17 protein-coding genes are annotated in these 17,798 nt (G+C 66.5%); 7 read left to right on the top strand and 10 right to left on the bottom strand.

The features are described from left to right. Positions 1-14: 14 nt before the first annotated feature. The 6 genes from HWX22_RS11765 to HWX22_RS11740 all read left to right on the top strand — a co-directional run bounded on the left by HWX22_RS11765 (position 15) and on the right by HWX22_RS11740 (position 5,247). A complete protein-coding gene (locus HWX22_RS11765) occupies positions 15-1,292 on the top strand; it encodes an ATPase, T2SS/T4P/T4SS family (protein WP_175915695.1) in 1,278 nt (425 codons plus the stop codon). After that, positions 1,289-2,503 carry a type II secretion system F family protein gene (locus HWX22_RS11760; RefSeq protein WP_175915694.1) on the top strand — a complete coding sequence of 405 codons (1,215 nt, stop codon included), beginning with the start codon at positions 1,289-1,291 and terminating at the stop codon, positions 2,501-2,503. The genes HWX22_RS11765 and HWX22_RS11760 overlap by 4 nt, the downstream gene beginning before the upstream one ends. Before the next feature lie 45 nt (positions 2,504-2,548). Continuing rightward, positions 2,549-3,460: an A24 family peptidase gene (locus HWX22_RS11755; protein ID WP_175915693.1), complete on the top strand. Its 912-nt coding sequence runs from the start codon at positions 2,549-2,551 to the stop codon at positions 3,458-3,460. 84 nt (positions 3,461-3,544) lie between these two features. Next, on the top strand, positions 3,545-4,153 hold the full coding sequence (gene coaE, locus HWX22_RS11750; protein ID WP_175915692.1) for a dephospho-CoA kinase: 609 nt from the start codon (positions 3,545-3,547) through the stop codon (positions 4,151-4,153). A 109-nt stretch (positions 4,154-4,262) separates the two neighbouring features. Continuing rightward, positions 4,263-5,018 carry a cell division protein ZapD gene (gene zapD, locus HWX22_RS11745; protein ID WP_059535184.1) on the top strand — a complete coding sequence of 252 codons (756 nt, stop codon included), beginning with the start codon at positions 4,263-4,265 and terminating at the stop codon, positions 5,016-5,018. Positions 5,019-5,046: 28 nt separating this feature from the next. Then, positions 5,047-5,247, top strand: coding sequence for a DNA gyrase inhibitor YacG (locus HWX22_RS11740; RefSeq protein ID WP_039317342.1), 201 nt, complete (start codon positions 5,047-5,049; stop codon positions 5,245-5,247). A gap of 61 nt (positions 5,248-5,308) precedes the next feature. Here the strand turns inward: HWX22_RS11740 and HWX22_RS11735 are convergent, their stop codons facing one another. From HWX22_RS11735 to secA, 4 genes are all read right to left on the bottom strand, one after another. Continuing rightward, entirely contained in the window at positions 5,309-5,752 is a 444-nt protein-coding gene (locus tag HWX22_RS11735; protein WP_175915691.1) for an NUDIX domain-containing protein, read from the bottom strand. Continuing rightward, complete coding sequence (locus HWX22_RS11730) at positions 5,749-6,618, bottom strand: ATP-binding protein (protein ID WP_175915690.1); 870 nt, start codon at positions 6,616-6,618, stop codon at positions 5,749-5,751. The genes HWX22_RS11735 and HWX22_RS11730 overlap by 4 nt, the downstream gene beginning before the upstream one ends. Positions 6,619-6,637: 19 nt before the next feature. Beyond that, positions 6,638-7,879, bottom strand: a complete 1,242-nt coding sequence (argJ, locus tag HWX22_RS11725) for a bifunctional glutamate N-acetyltransferase/amino-acid acetyltransferase ArgJ (RefSeq protein WP_175915689.1) — start codon at positions 7,877-7,879, stop codon at positions 6,638-6,640. A 144-nt stretch (positions 7,880-8,023) separates the two neighbouring features. Continuing rightward, complete coding sequence (gene secA / locus HWX22_RS11720; protein ID WP_175915688.1) at positions 8,024-10,822, bottom strand: preprotein translocase subunit SecA; 2,799 nt, start codon at positions 10,820-10,822, stop codon at positions 8,024-8,026. A gap of 267 nt (positions 10,823-11,089) precedes the next feature. Here secA and HWX22_RS11715 point away from each other — a divergent pair, with 267 nt between their 5' ends. Continuing rightward, positions 11,090-11,569, top strand: coding sequence for a DUF721 domain-containing protein (locus tag HWX22_RS11715; RefSeq protein WP_059681772.1), 480 nt, complete (start codon positions 11,090-11,092; stop codon positions 11,567-11,569). 82 nt (positions 11,570-11,651) lie between these two features. Here the strand turns inward: HWX22_RS11715 and lpxC are convergent, their stop codons facing one another. The 6 genes from lpxC to HWX22_RS11685 all read right to left on the bottom strand — a co-directional run bounded on the left by lpxC (position 11,652) and on the right by HWX22_RS11685 (position 17,797). Further along, positions 11,652-12,569 (bottom strand): UDP-3-O-acyl-N-acetylglucosamine deacetylase, encoded by a 918-nt coding sequence (gene lpxC, locus HWX22_RS11710; protein WP_059820727.1) that lies wholly within the window; start codon positions 12,567-12,569, stop codon positions 11,652-11,654. A gap of 240 nt (positions 12,570-12,809) precedes the next feature. Further along, positions 12,810-13,316, bottom strand: a complete 507-nt coding sequence (locus HWX22_RS11705) for a peroxiredoxin (protein WP_059535173.1) — start codon at positions 13,314-13,316, stop codon at positions 12,810-12,812. A 200-nt stretch (positions 13,317-13,516) separates the two neighbouring features. Continuing rightward, positions 13,517-14,713, bottom strand: a complete 1,197-nt coding sequence (ftsZ, locus tag HWX22_RS11700; RefSeq protein WP_011883181.1) for a cell division protein FtsZ — start codon at positions 14,711-14,713, stop codon at positions 13,517-13,519. A 111-nt stretch (positions 14,714-14,824) separates the two neighbouring features. Next, positions 14,825-16,057: a cell division protein FtsA gene (ftsA, locus tag HWX22_RS11695; RefSeq protein WP_006752447.1), complete on the bottom strand. Its 1,233-nt coding sequence runs from the start codon at positions 16,055-16,057 to the stop codon at positions 14,825-14,827. A 26-nt stretch (positions 16,058-16,083) separates the two neighbouring features. Further along, the gene (locus tag HWX22_RS11690; protein ID WP_057926855.1) at positions 16,084-16,836 is read right to left on the bottom strand and encodes a cell division protein FtsQ/DivIB; all 753 of its coding nucleotides are present in this window, start codon (positions 16,834-16,836) and stop codon (positions 16,084-16,086) included. A 19-nt stretch (positions 16,837-16,855) separates the two neighbouring features. Beyond that, positions 16,856-17,797, bottom strand: coding sequence for a D-alanine--D-alanine ligase (locus tag HWX22_RS11685; protein WP_059535171.1), 942 nt, complete (start codon positions 17,795-17,797; stop codon positions 16,856-16,858). Position 17,798 lies beyond the last annotated feature (1 nt).

Here is a 17,798-nt window from a genome sequence, read left to right as displayed (position 1 = left end):
GAGCGCCGGCTCACATGCACTTCCCACCTCCCGGGGCGCCGCCGCGCACGCAGCGGCCGCCTGCCTCCCTCGACGCATCGCCCGCTGAAACGCCCCGGTCGCTCGATGCGGCGCAACTCGACGACTCGCCCGCCGTACGGCTGCTGACCGACACGTTGCACGCCGCCCGCGTGCGCGACGCGTCCGACATCCACGTCGAGCCGTTCGAAGGAGGCTGGCGCATCCGCCTGCGCATCGACGGCGTCCTGCATGAACACGCGCGGCCGCCAGCTCATCTGCGCGATGCACTCGTAACACGCATCAAGGTGCTCGCCCGCATGGACATCGCCGAGCGCCGGCTTCCGCAAGACGGCCGGCTGCGCATCGCGGTCGACGGCGGCATACGAGGAGACTACCGGGTCAGCTCGCTGCCCACACTGTTCGGCGAGAAGCTCGTGTTGCGTCGCCTGGAAATGTTGCCGCCCGACCTCACGCTCGCGCGCCTCGGCTTCGACGCGCGTCAGGCCGCGGCGATGGAGGCCGCGATTCGCGCGCCGCACGGTCTCGTGCTCGTCACCGGGCCGACCGGAAGCGGCAAGACGCTGTCGCTCTATTGCGCGCTGCAGATGCTCGACCGCGATGCGCACAACGTGTGCACGGTCGAGGATCCGGCCGAGATTCAGCTCGACGGCATCAACCAGGTCGGCGTGGCCGAAAAAGCCGGGCTCACTTTCGCCACTGCGCTGCGCGCGCTGCTGCGGCAGGACCCGGACGTCATCATGGTCGGCGAGATTCGCGATGCGGAGACGGCCGACGTCGCGATCAAGGCCGCGCAGACCGGGCACCTCGTGCTGTCGACGCTGCACACGAACGACGCGCCGACAGCCGTCGCGCGACTGCTCGACATCGGCGTCGCACCATACAACCTGGCGGCCGCATTGCGCCTCGTCACCGCGCAACGCCTCGTCCGGCGCCTGTGCACGGTCTGCCGCGTGCGTTCGGACGCATCGGCACGCGCGCTGCGCGAAGCAGGCTGCGATTCGGCAGCGCTGGAATCCGGATGGCGTCCGTTCGTCGCGCGCGGCTGCGCCGCCTGTCACGGCATCGGTTATCGCGGCCGGATCGGTCTGCATCAGACGATGCCGGTTTCACCGGCAATGGCGGAGCACATCGTCGCACGCGCAAGCGTCGGCACGCTCGCGCAATGCGCGGCGTCCGAGGGCGTATGCAGTCTGCGCGCCGCGGCACTCGCGCACGTCCGCGACGGCACGACGAGCATCGCGGAAGCGCTGGCCGCGACGCCCGACGCATGATCGCCATGCATGCACCGCCAAACGAAACCTGCTTCGCGTGGCGCGGCCGTCGTCGCAACGGCACGCCATGCCGCGGGAACGTCATCGCCTTCGATGCAGCCGCCGCACGTGCAGCACTCGCGCGCGACGGCGTCGCGGTGCTGTCGCTCGACGTCCGCAGCGCGGCCCGACCACCCGCGGCTGGCGCACGAGAGGTCACGCGCTTCACGCGTCAGCTCGCGAGCCTGCTGCAAGCCGGACTACCGCTCGCACCGTCGCTCGAAATGCTCGCCCGCACCCGTACACGCGACGGGCTGCCGCGCATCGCCGCCGGTCTCGCGCGCGAGATCGTCGGCGGGCAACGCTTCGCCGCCGCGCTCGCACGCTATCCGTCCCAGTTCGGCACGCTGTATCGCCAGTTGATCGAGGTGGGCGAGGCATCGGGTGCGCTCGGTACCGTACTGACCCGCGTCGCGGAGCACCGGGAACGCGCCGACGCGCAATGGCGCAAGCTGCGTGCCGCGCTCGCGTACCCGGTCGCCGTCATCGTGTTCGCGCTCGCGATCTCGGCCGCGCTCATGGTGTGGGTCGTGCCGACGTTTCGACAGATTTTCGACGGTTTCGGCGCGGCGCTGCCGGCACCAACCCGCGCCCTGCTCGCCCTCTCGTCCGCGACATCGGCCTGGGGTGGCACGTTGGTTGCGGGCGCAGCCGGCGCCGGACTCGTCGCGCGCCACGCGCTGCGGCGCTCGTCTTCGCTGCGCTATACGGTCGCGCGGCATCTGTTGAATCTGCCGCTCGTCGGCACCGCGCTCATACGCTTCGCGACCGCACGCTGGTGCCGCTCGCTTGCAACGCTGCTCGGCGCGGGCGTCCCGCTCGCCGATGCGTTCGCCACGCTCGAGCGCACCGCCGGCCATCCGGTGTTCGAACAGGCCACCGCACAGATCGCGACGCGCGTGCTGCGCGGCGCGCGTCTGGCCGATGCGATGCACGCGGCAGGATGCTTCCCGGACGACGTCGTGCAGCCGATCGCCGTCGCCGAGGAAACCGGCGCGCTCGACACGATGCTCGCCGATATCGCCGCGCTATGCGAGCGTCAGCTCGACGCGCGCCTCGATGCGCTCGCCGCGCTCGGCGAGCCGCTGATCGTGATCGTGCTGGGCGCACTCGTCGGCGGCCTTGTGATCGCGATGTATCTGCCCATCCTTCAGCTGGGCAACGTGGTGTAGCATCGCAACCGATTCTGTCGCCTTTCATGCCCGAACCCGAGCCCCATGACGTCCGCGCCCCTGATCACCGTTTTCGACTCGCCCGACAGTACGTTGCTCGCGCTGGCGATGCTGCCGCCCGCAGTGCAGTATGCGTTCGCCGTCATGCTCGGCCTGTGCGTCGGCAGCTTCGTGAACGTCGTCGTGCACCGGATCCCGGTGATGATGCAGCGCGCCTGGCAGGCCGAGATCGCCGAAGCGACCGGCAATGCAAGCACGCCGCCGGATGACGGCTATCCGCCGCACTACGATCTGTGGCGCCCGCGCAGCGCCTGCCCGCATTGCGGCCACGTGCTGCGTGCGTGGGAGAACATCCCGCTCGTCAGCTACTTGCTGTTGCGCGGGCGCTGCCGTCAGTGCGGCCACCCGATCGGCGTGCGCTATCCGCTCGTCGAGCTCGCCGGTGCGCTGCTCGCCGCCGGTTCGCTCGCCGCGTTTGGCCCCACCGTCGCCGCACTCGCCGCGTTCGGATTGTGCGCGGCACTGCTGGCAATGAGCGCGATCGATATCCGGACCGGGTACCTGCCCGATTCGATGACGCTGCCGTTGCTGTGGGCCGGGCTCGCACTGAACCTCGGCGGCACGTTCACGTCGCTGCGTTCGGCCGTGGTCGGCGCGATGGCCGGTTACCTGTTCCTGTGGTCGATCTACTGGCTGTTCAAATGGTTGCGCGGCATCGAGGGCATCGGCTTCGGCGACCTGAAGCTGCTCGCCGCGCTCGGCGCATGGATGGGCTGGGCCGCACTGCCGCAGGTCGTGCTGTTCGCCGCGGTGACGGGCGCGCTCGTCGGGCTCGTCGCGACCTGGCGCGGACGCATGCGCTTCGAGGAGCCGATTCCGTTCGGCCCGTTCCTCGCGGCAGGCGGCATCGCGACGCTGTTTTTCGGCACCCCTTTCTATTCGGCACTCGGCGGCTGACATGACGCACCGCCGGCGGCCGCCATGTTCGCTGCGTCGCGGGGAGGCGCTTCGCTGCCTCGTGACGGCACGGCGGAGGCTCACATGTTTGCAATAGGACTCACCGGCGGCATCGGCAGCGGCAAGACGACCGTCGCCGACATGTTCGCCGCACGCGGTGCATCGCTCGTCGATACCGACCTGATCGCGCACCGCATCACCGCACCGGCCGGCCTCGCGATGCCGGCGATCGAACATGCATTCGGACCGGACTTCGTCGCAGCCGACGGCTCGCTCGACCGTGCAAAGATGCGCACACTCATTTTCAGCGACGACGACGCACGCCGGCGCCTCGAAGCGATCACGCATCCGCTGATCCGCGCCGAGACCGAGCGCGAGGCCCGCGAAGCGCAGGGCCCTTACGTGATCTTCGTCGTGCCGCTGCTCGTCGAGTCAGGTAACTGGAAGGCGCGCAGCGATCGCGTGCTGGTCGTCGACTGCCCGGTCGAGACGCAGATCGCACGTGTGATGCGGCGCAATGATTTCACGCGCGAACAGGTCGAAGCGATCATCGCAAGACAGGCGACGCGCGAAGCGCGTCTCGCTGCGGCCGACGACGTGATCGTCAACGACGCGACGACACCCGCAGCTCTCGCCGCACAGGTCGATGCACTGCACCAACGCTATCTCGCATTCGCGGCCGCCGCGCACTGATCGCCGCGCGCGATCGTGATGGTGTACGAAATTGGTGCGTTGCTAGGGTAGACAGTGAGCATTAGAATGTCCTGCATTGTTTCAATCCCTACCCTAGAGGCGAGCGCGCTTGATTCTTTACGAGTATCCGTTCAACGAGCGAATTCGCACGCTGCTGCGCCTCGAAGACCTGTTCGAGCGCTTCGCGTTCTTTTTGGCTCAGGAGGACCCGCGTGAACATCACGTCGCGCTGACGACGCTGTTCGAAATCGCCGAGGTCACAGGCCGCGCGGACCTGAAATCGGATCTGATGAAGGAGCTCGAACGTCAACGCCAGACGCTCGCCCCCTTTCGCGGCAATCCGGGCATCGAACAGAATGCGCTCGAGGCCGTTCTCGGTGAAATCGAGCAGACGCTCGCCAATCTTGCGCAGATGCAGGGCAAGACCGGGCAGCATCTGATCGACAACGAGTGGCTCGCCAGCATCCGCAGCCGCGCGGTGATTCCCGGCGGCACATGCAAGTTCGACCTGCCGTCGTACTATGCGTGGCAGCAATGGCCCGCGGAACAGCGGCGCCAGGACATCGCGAAATGGATCCTGCCGCTGCTGCCGTTGCGCGACGCCGCTGCGATCGTGCTGCGGCTCGCGCGTGAATCGGGCCAGGCTTCGAAAGTGATGGCGATGCAGGGCAGCTACCAGCAGATGCTGTCGGGGCGCACCTATCAGCTGATGCAGGTGCGCGTGCCGCCGGAGCTGCGCGTGATTCCCGAAGCGAGCGCCAACAAATACATGCTGTGGGTGCGGTTCACCATGCAGGACGGCGACGTGCGGCCGCGTGCGGTGGACATCGACGTGCCATTCCACCTGACACTGTGCAATCTGTAACGGCCGCGTGCCGGTTCGACGCTCTCGTATGACTACCGTTGTGAAATGTCCTTCGTGCGGCGCAGAAGTGCGCTGGACGCCTGAAAACAAGTTCCGTCCCTTCTGTTCGGCCCGCTGCAAGCAGCTCGACCTCGGCGCATGGGCCGCAGAAAAGTACCGGATCGGCGGGTCCTCCGACGAGGGTCCGTCGTCGGAGGAAGACGGCACCGACGGCCGCCGCGACAGCTGAGCGGCGCGCGACGCCGCCCGTCCTGCGATGTGGCCCGCCTTTCAGGCGAGCCGCCACGGCGTCATTGCGACGCCGCCTCCTTCTCGAGCAGCGCCAGCACCGGCAGCGCCGCCGGCAACAGCGGCGCGACCTCGACCGGCAGTTGCTGCCACACGAACGCCTGCCCTTCCTTGCTGTGCGGCTCGCCCGTCCAGCCCGTCACCTTGCAGAAATAGAGCCGCACGTACGCGTGCGGATAATCGTGCTCGAGCGTATGCCAGCGGTGACTGGCCGTGACTTCGATGCCGAGTTCCTCGTGTAATTCGCGCGCCAGCGCATCCTCCACGCTCTCCCCGGCCTCCAGCTTGCCGCCAGGAAACTCCCAGTAGCCCTCGTACGGCTTGCCCTGCAGCCGCTGCGCGAGCAGGTAACGACCGTCCGCCTGCACCATCACGCCGACCGCGACTTCCGTCACCTTGCGTCCATCAGGCGCGCGCACGCCGCCTGCTGCAAAATCCGCACTCATGCCTGCTCCTTGCGACCCGACCAGTCGCGCGCGAATTGCCATGCGACGCGACCCGACCGCGAACCGCGCTCGAGCGCCCAGACGAGCGCGTCGCCGCGCGCCGTCTCGATCTCGGCGTCCGCGCAGCCGAAATGACGCAGCCAGTGCGCGACGATGTCGAGGTAGTCGTCCTGCTTGAACGGGTAGAAGCTGACCCACAGCCCGAAGCGCTCCGACAGCGAGATCTTTTCCTCGACGACTTCACCGGGGTGGATCTCGCCGTCCGGCAGATGCTTGTACGACTCGTTGTCGCTCATGTACTCGGGCAGCAGATGGCGGCGGTTCGACGTCGCGTAGATCAGCACGTTGTCGGACTGCGCAGCGATCGAGCCGTCGAGCGCGACCTTCAGCGCCTTGTAGCCCGACTCGCCCTCCTCGAACGACAGGTCGTCGCAGAACACGATGAACCGCTCCGGACGCTGCGCGATCAGGTCGACGATGTCGCCGAGATCATGCAGGTCGTCCTTGTCGACTTCGATCAGGCGCAGGCCGTCCTTCGCATACGCGTTCAGGCAGGCCTTGATCAGGGACGACTTGCCGGTGCCGCGCGCACCGGTCAGCAGCACGTTGTTCGCCGGCTTGCACTGGACGAACTGTCGCGTGTTCTGCTCGATCAGCGCTTTCTGTCGATCGATGTTGTGCAGGTCGTCGAGCGTGATCGACGACGCTGCCGGCACCGGCTGCAAATAGCCGCGCCCCTGGCGCTTGCGCCAGCGAAACGCGGTGGCGGCGTTCCAGTCGACGGCCGCCGGCGCGGGCGGCAGCATCCCCTCGAGGCGGCCGAGCAGCGCTTCCGCGCGCGTCAGAAACTGTTCGAGCTTGTCCATGTCGTTCGAGCGCTCCCGATCAGGAGCGGTAATCCGCGTTGATGCTCACGTAATCGTGCGAAAGATCGCACGTCCAGACGGTTGCCTGCGCGTCGCCGCGGCCGAGCAGCACGCGGATCGTGATTTCGCTCTGCTTCATCACGCGCTGGCCGTCCTCCTCCTGGTAAGCCGGATTGCGGCCGCCGGCCTTCGCGACGAGCACGTCGTCGAGATAGAGATCGATCTTGCCGACGTCGAGATCCGTGACGCCCGCGTAGCCGATCGCCGCGAGGATCCGGCCGAGGTTGGGGTCGGATGCATAGAAGGCCGTCTTCACGAGCGGCGAGTGCCCGATCGCATATGCGATCTGGCGGCACTCGGCGACGCTCTTGCCGCCCTCGACCTGCACCGTCATGAATTTCGTCGCGCCTTCACCATCGCGCACGATCAGTTGCGACAGCACCTGGGCGACCTGCGTGACCGCTTCGCGCAGCGCCGCATAGGCCGGCGAGTCGGTCGACGTGATCGCGGGCAGCGTGCTCTTGCCGGACGCGATCAGGATGAACGAGTCGTTCGTCGACGTGTCGCCGTCGATCGTGACGCAGTTGAACGAGCGGTCGGCCACTTCCTTCACGAGCGTGTCGAGCACCGGCTGCGCCACGTTCGCATCGAACGCGAGGAAGCCCAGCATCGTCGCCATATTCGGCTTGATCATGCCCGCACCCTTGCTGATGCCCGTCAGCGTGACCGTGTGGCCGTCGATCGTCACCTGGCGCGACGTGGCCTTCGGCAACGTGTCGGTCGTCATGATCGCCTGCGCGGCGTCGTACCAGTTCGCGGCCTTGCGGTTTGCGAGCGCTGCCGGCAGCCCGGCCTTCAGGCGGTCGATCGGCAGCGGCTCGAGAATCACGCCGGTCGAGAACGGCAGCACCTGTGCAGCGTCGATGCCCGCGAGGCGCGCGAGTTCCGAGCAGGTCTCGCGCGTGTTCGCGAGGCCCGGCTCGCCGGTGCCCGCATTCGCATTGCCCGTGTTCACGACGAGCGCGCGGATGCCCGCACCGCCGGCACGCACCTTTGCCAGGTGCTCGCGGCACACCGTCACCGGCGCGGCGCAGAAGCGATTCTCGGTGAATACACCGGCGACCGTCGCCCCTTCGTCGACGGAGATGACCAGCACGTCCTTGCGATTCGGCTTGCGGATGTTCGCTTCCGCCCAGCCGAGCGTGACGCCGGCGACGGGATGGAGTTGGGCGGGATCGATCGACGGAAAATTGACAGCCATGGGGCACACCTGCCGGATGGAAAATGCCGGCATGCGCCGGCATCGATTGGAAGAACCGGCGGCCGCACGCGCGGGCCGCCGCAACTCACATCACTGACTCGAAGCTGCTGAACGAAGCGGCACGCGAATGCGCGCCGCCGCCGATCATGACAGCTTCCCGTGACATTGCTTGTACTTCTTGCCGCTGCCGCACGGGCACGGGTCGTTGCGGCCGACCTTCGGCATCTCGCCGCCGGGGCCGCTGTGGGTCATCGCGCTGCCGACCATGTCGACCGTCGCCGTGGCCGCGGTGGCGGCCGCGACGTTCGCGACCGGCGCGCCGGATTCCGCATAGTCGGCATGCTGATACTCGACGTTTTCGAGATGACCGCCGCGCTCCTCGATCTGCTCGGCGGCTTCCTCGAGCTGTTCCGGCGACTGGATCTGCACGTTCATCACGATGCGCGTGACTTCCTGCTTGATCGCCTCGAGCATCGCGGCGAACAGCTCGAACGCTTCGCGCTTGTATTCCTGCTTCGGGTTCTTCTGCGCATAGCCGCGCAGGTGGATGCCCTGGCGCAGGTGGTCGAGCGCCGCGAGGTGCTCGCGCCACAGGCGGTCGACCGTCTGCAGCATCACCGAGCGCTCGAACGCGCTGAACGATTCACGGCCGACCATCGCGACCTTCGTCTCGTACTGCTCGTCGGCGGCGGTCGTCACCGCTTCGAGAATTTCCTCGGCCGTGATCGACGACGACTCGTTCACCATTTCCTGGATCGCGAGGTCGAGCTGCCAGTCGTTGCGCAGCGCTTCCTCGAGCTCGGGCACGTCCCACTGTTCCTCGATGCTGCCTTGCGGCACGAACTGGTGGACGACTTCGGCGATCACGCCATGACGCATCGCCGAGATCGTCTCGGTGATGTCGTGAGCTTCGAGCAGTTCATTGCGCTGCTGATAGATCACCTTGCGCTGGTCGTTCGACACGTCGTCGTATTCGAGCAGCTGCTTGCGGATGTCGAAGTTGCGCGCTTCGACCTTGCGCTGCGCGGACTCGATCGAACGCGTGACGATACCGGCCTCGATCGCCTCGCCTTCCGGCATCTTCAGACGATCCATGATCGAGCGCACGCGGTCGCCCGCGAAAATACGCAGCAGCGGATCGTCGAGCGACAGGTAGAAGCGCGACGATCCCGGGTCGCCCTGGCGGCCCGCACGGCCGCGCAGCTGGTTGTCGATCCGGCGCGATTCGTGGCGCTCGGTGCCGATGATGTGCAGGCCGCCCGCAGCCTTCACCTGCTCGTGCAGCGTTTCCCACTCGTCGTGCAGTTGCTTGATGCGGCGCGCTTTTTCGTCGGCGGGGATCGCGTCGTCGGCGTCGATGAACGCAGCCTGCTTCTCGGCGTTGCCGCCGAGCACGATGTCGGTACCGCGACCGGCCATGTTGGTCGCGATCGTGATGCGGTTCGGCCGGCCGGCTTCCGCGACGATCGCGGCTTCACGCTCGTGCTGCTTCGCGTTCAGCACCTCGTGCGGTAGGCCTGCCTGCTTCAGCAGGTGCGACAGCAGTTCCGAGTTCTCGATCGACGTCGTGCCGACCAGCACCGGCTGGCCGCGCTCGTAGCAGTCGCGAATGTCGCGGATCACCGCGTCGTAGCGCTCCTTGGCCGTCTTGTAGATCTGGTCCTGCTTGTCGATCCGCTTCGGCGGGCGGTTGGTCGGGATCACGACCGTCTCGAGGCCGTAGATCTCGTTGAATTCGTACGCTTCGGTGTCGGCCGTACCGGTCATGCCCGCGAGCTTCGCGTACATGCGGAAGTAGTTCTGGAACGTGATCGAGGCGAGCGTCTGGTTCTCGCTCTGGATCTTCACGTGTTCCTTCGCCTCGACCGCCTGATGCAGGCCGTCGGACCAGCGGCGGCCCGCCATCAGGCGGCCCGTGAATTCATCGACGATCACCACTTCGCCGTTCTGCACGACGTAGTGCTGGTCCTTGTGGAACAGCGTGTGTGCGCGCAGTGCCGCGTACACGTGGTGCATCAGCGTGATGTTCTGCGGTGCGTACAGGCTCTCGCCCTCGCCGATCAGGCCCCACTCTGCGAGCAGCCGCTCGGCCTTCTCGTGGCCCGACTCCGTCAGGAACACCTGGCGCGCCTTCTCGTCGAGCGTGTAGTCGCCCGGCTTCTCGACGCCCGTGCCGTCGGCCTTCTCCTCGCCGATCTGGCGCTCGAGCAGCGGCGGCAGCGCGTTCATCCGCACGTACAGTTCGGTGTGATCTTCCGCCTGGCCGGAGATGATCAGCGGCGTACGCGCCTCGTCGATCAGGATCGAGTCCACTTCGTCGACGACCGCGAAGTTCAGTGCCCGCTGCACGCGCGCGTCGGTCTCGTAGACCATGTTGTCGCGCAGGTAGTCGAAGCCGAACTCGTTGTTCGTGCCGTAGGTGATGTCCGACGCGTAGGCTTGCTGCTTCTGGTCGTGCTCCATGCCGGACAGGTTGATGCCGACCGACAGACCGAGGAAGTTGTAGAGGCGCGCCATCCATTCGGCGTCGCGCTGCGCGAGGTAGTCGTTGACCGTCACGACGTGCACGCCACGGCCGGCCAGCGCATTCAGGTAGACGGGCAGCGTCGCGACGAGCGTCTTGCCCTCGCCGGTGCGCATTTCCGCGATCTTGCCGTAGTGGAGCACCATGCCGCCGATCATCTGCACGTCGAAGTGGCGCATCTTCAGCACGCGGCGGCTCGCCTCCCGGCAGACCGCGAACGCCTCGGGCAGCAGCTTGTCGAGCGACTCGCCGCCCGCGATCCGCTGGCGGAACTCATCCGTCTTGCCGCGCAACTGGTCGTCCGTCAGCTTCTCGATCTGCGTTTCGAGCGCATTGATCGTCGCGACGGTCTTTTGGTATTGCTTGACGAGCCGCTGGTTGCGGCTGCCAAAAATTTTCTGGAGAAAACCGGTTGTCATCGGATCGGATCCTGCGTCGCAGCACCGGCGCCCGGCGCGCGTTGCGCGCCCCGACGCCCGAGCCTCGGCGGCTTAGCGAATTAGTGGAATCAAACGAGGAATTTTAGCACGCGAGGAAGCATGCGCCGGTGTCCCGGCCGGACTCGCGCCGCACGCCAAACCCGTGCGGGCAATCGGGCGCATGGCCCGAAAGCCGCCCGTGCGCGAGCCGGCGCGGGTACAATCGGCGTCAACGTCCGCGCCAGTGCGCGCCCGAAGAATACCTCGATGAACCGATTTTCCAAGCGTTTCGGCCCGCTCCCCGCTTATCGCCCGCAACCCGTGTCCGAAGTGCTCAACCGCACCGACGCGTTCGCGGCGCTGCGCGCCGGCGTCGAACAGGTCGCGTCGCTGCAGCGCGACCTGGCCGCGCTGCTGCCCGACTATCTCGCGAATCACGTCGAACCGGGCTCCATCAAGGACGGCACCCTGACCCTCTTTGCCGCGCACAATGCGCTCGCCGCCCGGCTGCGGCAGGTCGAGCCGCGCCTGCTCGCCGATCTCCAGAAGCGCGGCTGGCCGGTCTCGGCGCTGCGCGTGCGCGTGCGTCCGAAGGACGCGCCGGAACCCCCGCACGTGAAGCAGGCGCGCATGACGACCGTCGGCGCCACCGCGTTGCGCGACCTCGCCGATCACCTCGAGCCGTCGCCACTGCAGGCTGCACTCGCGCGAATGGCCGCGCGGCACGGTGCAAAGTCGTCGCGCTGAGTGCGCGCCGCCCCCGCGGGCCTGACGCCCAACAAAAAAGCGACCCGAAGGTCGCTTTTTTATCGCGGGTGCCGAACGCCGATCAGGCGAAGGCCGTCTGCGTGTCGAACGCGAAGCCGCTCGGCGCGGCTTGCGGGTCGTCGAACGTGACGATCTCGTACGCGTCCTCGCGCGCGAGCAGTTCGCGCAGCAGCGCGTTGTTCAGCCCGTGACCCGACTTGTAGGCGGTGTACGACGCCAGCAGCGGATGGCCGACCACGTATAGGTCGCCGATCGCGTCGAGCATCTTGTGCTTCACGAATTCGTCGTCGTAGCGCAGCCCGTCGTTGTTCAGGATTCGGTATTCGTCGAGCACGATCGCGTTGTCCATGCTGCCGCCGCGTGCGAGACCCAGCTCGCGCATCATTTCGACTTCATGGGCAAAACCGAACGTGCGCGCACGCGCGATCTCGCGCACGTACGACGTGTTCGCGAAGTCGACCTCGAGTTCCTGGCCGGTCTTGTCGACGGCCGGGTGACGGAAGTCGATCGTGAACTTGAGCTTGAAGCCGAAATACGGATCGAGACGCGCGAACTTGTCGCCGTCGCGGATTTCGACCGGCTTCTTCACCTGGATGAAGCGCTTCGGCGCGTTCTGCTCCTCGATGCCCGCGGACTGGATCAGGAACACGAAGGACGCGGCGCTGCCGTCCATGATCGGGATTTCCTCGGCCGTCACGTCGACGTAGAGGTTGTCGATGCCGAGGCCGGCACACGCCGACATCAGGTGTTCGACGGTCGACACGCGCGCACCATCCTTCTGCAGCACCGACGCGAGCCGCGTGTCGCCGATCGACATCGCGGATGCCGGAATGTCGACAGGCGTGGGCAGGTCGACGCGCGAGAAAACGATCCCCGTGCCCGGCGCGGCCGGGCGGAGCGTCAGTTCGACCTTGCGGCCCGAGTGGAGACCGATGCCCACGGTCTTCACGATCGATTTGATGGTGCGCTGCTTCAGCATGATGTTCTTCATCTTGATTGAGAATATCAATCAGGAGTTATATTCGATAGGTGGGATTATAGCGTAATTCCCTATTCAACGCTGTTTGAAACTGCGTATCAATCTGTTTCGACTGTTTACCCGCGCCGATACGGGACGGGCCGATGCCCGGAACGGAGGCGTTTCCGGTCATCGGCCCGTGTTACAACTGCCCTGAGGCCGGTGAGCAGCGTTGCCGACAGGCAACGGCGCACCGCACGATCAGGACGTCAACGTCGCGAGCACACTCGCCGCATCGCTCACTTCGAACTTGCCCGGCGCTTCGACGGCCAGCGTCTTGACCACACCGTCGTCGACCACCATCGCGTAGCGCAGGGAACGGATTCCCATGCCACGCGCGGACAAATCCTGCGTCAGCCCCAGCGCATGAGTGAAAGCAGCGCTGCCGTCCGCCATCATGCGCACCTTGCCCGCGGTGTGCAGATCACGTCCCCATGCGCCCATCACGAATGCGTCGTTGACGGACACGCACCAGAGCTCGTCGATGCCCGCCGAGCGCAGTTGCTCGGCGTGCTCGACATAGCCCGGCACATGCTGCGCCGAACAGGTCGGCGTGAAAGCGCCCGGCAATCCGAAGATCACCACCCGCTTTCCCGCAACCTGATCGCGCACGCTGCAGGCATTCGGCCCCAGCGTGCAGCCTTCGCGCGCGTCGTCGATGAACTCGAACAGTTGCGCGTCGGGCAGCGCGTCGCCCACTTGAATCATGGCTGGTCCCTCATAGCGATACGGTTTTTCGGCGTATTGCGGACAGCACGTCCCATCCCGCTCCGCTCGTGCGAAGAGGGCACGTTTCCCGGCCCGGCGTCGCATTCGACGCGGCCTGTCGTGGTCCGTGGCATCCGTCACGCCGGCGTTACCGCGGCAATCTCGTCGATCGCGCCGCGGCTTCGCCTGTGTGTGCGTCGTCAGTCAGCCTGCTTGCGCAGGAAAGCCGGAATGTCGTACGTGTCGACACCCTTCTCCTGCAGCGCCTGCACGTGCGATGCCGCGGTTTCGCGCGAGTTGCGCCATACCGCCGGCGTATCGAGCGCGCCGTAGTCGGCCGTGCTGACGTGCTGCGGCTGCGCATAGCCGTGCGAGACCGCGCTGACCGGCTGGTTGTCGGTACCCGTGCGCAGCAGCGTCATCGGAGCCGATTGCTGCTTCTTCGCCGCACGGCCCAGACCCGTCGCCACGACCGTCACGCGCAGTGCATCGCCCATTGCGTCGTCGTACACCGCACCGAAGATCACCGTGGCGTCTTCCGCCGCGTAGCTCTTGATCGTGTTCATCACTTCGCGCGTTTCCGACAGGCGCAGCGAACGGCTCGACGTGATGTTGACCAGCACGCCGCGCGCGCCCGACAGATCGACGCCTTCGAGCAGCGGGCTCGCCACGGCCTGTTCCGCCGCGAGGCGTGCGCGATCGACGCCGGCGACCGTCGCCGTGCCCATCATCGCCTTGCCCTGCTCGCCCATCACCGTCTTCACGTCTTCGAAGTCGACGTTCACGAGGCCATCGACATTGATGATTTCGGCAATGCCTGCAACCGCGTTGTTCAACACGTCGTCCGCGCACTGGAAGCACTTGTCCATCTCGGCGTCATCGCCCATCACGTCGAACAGCTTGTCGTTCAGGACGACGATCAGCGAGTCGACGTGATCCTCCAGTTGCTGCGAGCCTGCTTCCGCGACGCGCATGCGCTTGCCGCCTTCGAATTCGAACGGCTTGCTGACGACACCCACCGTCAGGATGCCCATCTCCTTCGCGATCTGCGCGACCACCGGCGCCGCGCCCGTGCCCGTGCCGCCACCCATGCCGGCCGTGATGAACACCATGTGCGCGCCACGCAGCGCGTCGGCGATGCGCTCGCGCGCCTCTTCCGCCGCCGCCTTGCCCATTTCCGGCTTCGCGCCGGCGCCGAGGCCGGTGTTGCCGAGCTGGATCACGGACGGTGCGCGCGCGCGCGACAGCGCCTGTGCGTCGGTGTTCATCACGATGAAGTCGACGCCCTGCACGCCACGGTTGATCATGTGCTGAACGGCATTGCCGCCAGCGCCGCCAACGCCGACCACCTTGATGATGGTGCCGTTGGTTTCGGTTTCCAGCATTTCGAATTCCATTGTTGCCTCCGTCAAGAAAATAAAACTACTCGGCCGTTATTCGGCAGGAGATCGGGCAACCCCCTGTCGCGCGCCAGCCGCCGGCACCGGCGCGAATTTCGATTCGGTTCGTCAGAAGTTGCTCAGGAACCATTCCTTCATCCGCGAGAAGATCTGCCCCGCGTTGCCGGACTGCACGGCGACCTTGCGGCCGCGCATGCGCTGAGCACTACCTTCGACGAGCAGGCCCATCGCCGTCGAGTAGCGCGGATTGCGCACCACGTCGGCGAGGCCGCCTGCGTATTCCGGCGCGCCGATGCGGACCGGTTTCAGGAAAATGTCTTCGCCGAGCTCGACCATGCCCGGCATCATCGAAGCCCCGCCGGTAATGACCACGCCGGAGCTCAGCAGTTCTTCGTAACCCGACTCGCGCACGACCTGCTGCACGAGCGAGAACAGTTCCTCGACGCGCGGCTCGATCACGGCCGCGAGCGCCTGGCGCGACAGCGTGCGCGGGCCGCGTTCGCCGAGGCCCGGCACTTCGACCATCTCGTCCGGATCGGCGAGCGCCTGCTTCGCGATCCCGTAGCCGACCTTGATGTCTTCCGCGTCCGGCGTCGGCGTGCGCAGCGCCATCGCGATGTCGCTCGTGATCTGGTCGCCGGCGATCGGAATCACCGCGGTATGGCGGATCGCGCCTTCGGCGAAGATCGCGATGTCGGTCGTGCCGCCGCCGATGTCGACCAGCACCACGCCGAGATCCTTCTCGTCTTCCGTCAGCACGGCCAGCGACGACGCGAGCGGCTGCAGGATCAGGTCGTTCACTTCCAGCCCGCAGCGGCGCACGCACTTGACGATGTTCTGCGCGGCACTGACCGCGCCCGTCACGATGTGCACCTTCACCTCGAGGCGGATGCCGCTCATCCCGATCGGCTCGCGCACGTCTTCCTGGCCGTCGATGATGAATTCCTGCGTGAGGATGTGCAGCACCTGCTGGTCGGTCGGGATGTTGATCGCCTTCGCGGTCTCGATCACGCGCGCGACGTCCGTCTGCGTGACTTCCTTGTCCTTGATCGCGACCATCCCGCTCGAGTTGAAGCTGCGGATATGGCTGCCGGCAATCCCCGTAAACACGTTGGTGATCTTGCAGTCGGCCATCAGCTCGGCTTCCTCGAGCGCGCGCTGGATCGACTGCACGGTGGCCTCGATATTGACCACCACGCCCTTCTTCAGACCCTTCGATTCGCTCTGGCCGAGGCCGATCACCTCGTAATGGCCTTCGCCCTTCAGCTCGGCGACGATGGCCACCACCTTCGACGTGCCGATGTCGAGGGAAACCAGCAGATCCTTGTAGTCTTTGCTCATAAAGTGCTCTTGCGTGTGATCTCTCGTTACTTCTTGCGCTTGTCGGTATCGGTCAGGAACCGCATGCCTGCCGCACGAATCGCGAATCCGTTCGGATAACGCAGGTCCGCGTACTCGATGTCGTTGCCCCAACGCTCCGTGACGGCCGGCCACGCGGCGACGAGGCGCTGGCTCCGGTCATGCAGGGTCTCGCTGGTGCGCTCCTTGCCCAGCTCGACCTGCATGCCGTTCGACAGCTTCACCGTCCACGCGTAGCGCGCCGACAGCGTCACTTCTTCCGGCGCCGCCTTCAGCGGCGCAAACCAGTTCGTGAAGTCGCGATACCGCGTGACGACTTCCTTCGCACTGCCCTCCGGGCCGTCGAACGCCGGCAGTTCCTGATCCAGTTCGCCCTGGTTTGCGGTGAACAGCTCACCGTCTACGCTCACGAGCTGCGCGCTGCCCCAGGTCCCGAGCGGTTTGTACTCCTCGAGCGTGACAGCCAGCGCATTCGGCCACACCCGGCGCACGCTCGCGTGGCGCACCCACGGCATCTGCTCGAACGCGGCACGCGCCGTATCGAGATCGACCGTGAAGAAATTGCCCTTCAGCCGGCCGACCACGCCCGCACGCACCGTCGGCGTGTTGATGTGCTCGGTGTCGCCGTCGATCCGGATTTCGCGCAGCGCGAACGTCGGACGCTGGATCAGCCAGTAGCAGCCGGCCGCCGCCAACACGAGCAGCAACAGCGCGTACAGCGCGCTGGCGGCAAGGTTGAGTTGGCGAACGTTGTTCCACATACGTCGTTCCGTTCCTGCGTCAGTCGTTGAGCGTAAGCGACAGCACCTTCACGACCAGCTCCGAATAGCTGATGCCGATCGATCGCGCGGCCTTCGGCGGCAGCGAGTGGTCGGTCATCCCGGGGGCCGTGTTCACTTCCAGGAAATACGCGTTGCCGGCGGCATCGAGCATGAAGTCCGCCCGACCCCAGTCGGTACAGCCGAGCACGTCGAACGCGCGGCGCGCGATGCGCTTCAGTTCCGCTTCCTGTTCCGCGGGCAGCCCGCACGGAATCAGGTACTGCGTATCGTCGGCGACATACTTCGCGTGGTAGTCGTAGAACTCGCCTGCCGGCACGATCTTGATCAGCGGCAGGTCGAGATCGCCGGCGATGCACGCGGTGTATTCGCCGCCGCCTTCGATGCTCTTCTCGACGATCACGATCTTGTCGTGCGTCGCCGCTTCCGACAGTGCGGCGGGCAACGCGTCGGCCGTCTTCACCTTCAGCACCGCGACGCTCGAGCCCTCGCTCGCCGGCTTCACGAACAGCGGCAGGCCGAGCTTCGCGACGATGTCCGCCGCGCGCGCCGCGTAGTCGTCGCCGCGCATCACCGTCTCGAACGGCGGCGTCGGCACGCCCGTCTGCTGCCACACGAGCTTCGTGCGGAACTTGTCGAGGCCGAGCGCCGAGCCGAGCACGCCGCTGCCCGTGTAGCGGATCCCGTAGAAGTCGAGCGCGCCCTGGATCTGGCCGTTCTCGCCGTAGCCGCCGTGCAGCGCGTTGAACGCGCGCACGAAGCCTTCGTCCTTCAGCGCCGACAACGGCCGCTCGGCCGGGTCGAACGGATGCGCGTCGACGCCCGCGTCACGCAGGCCCTGCAGCACGAGACGGCCCGAGGTGAGCGACACCTCGCGCTCGGCGGATTCGCCGCCGAACAACACCGCCACCTTGCCGAAACGTTTCGGATCGATCCCGCTCATG

Source organism: Burkholderia sp. BCC1638 (assembly GCF_902833195.1).
GTDB lineage: Bacteria > Pseudomonadota > Gammaproteobacteria > Burkholderiales > Burkholderiaceae > Burkholderia > Burkholderia diffusa.
Note: the sequence above shows the minus strand (reverse complement) of the source record. Positions and strands in the feature narration are given on the sequence as shown.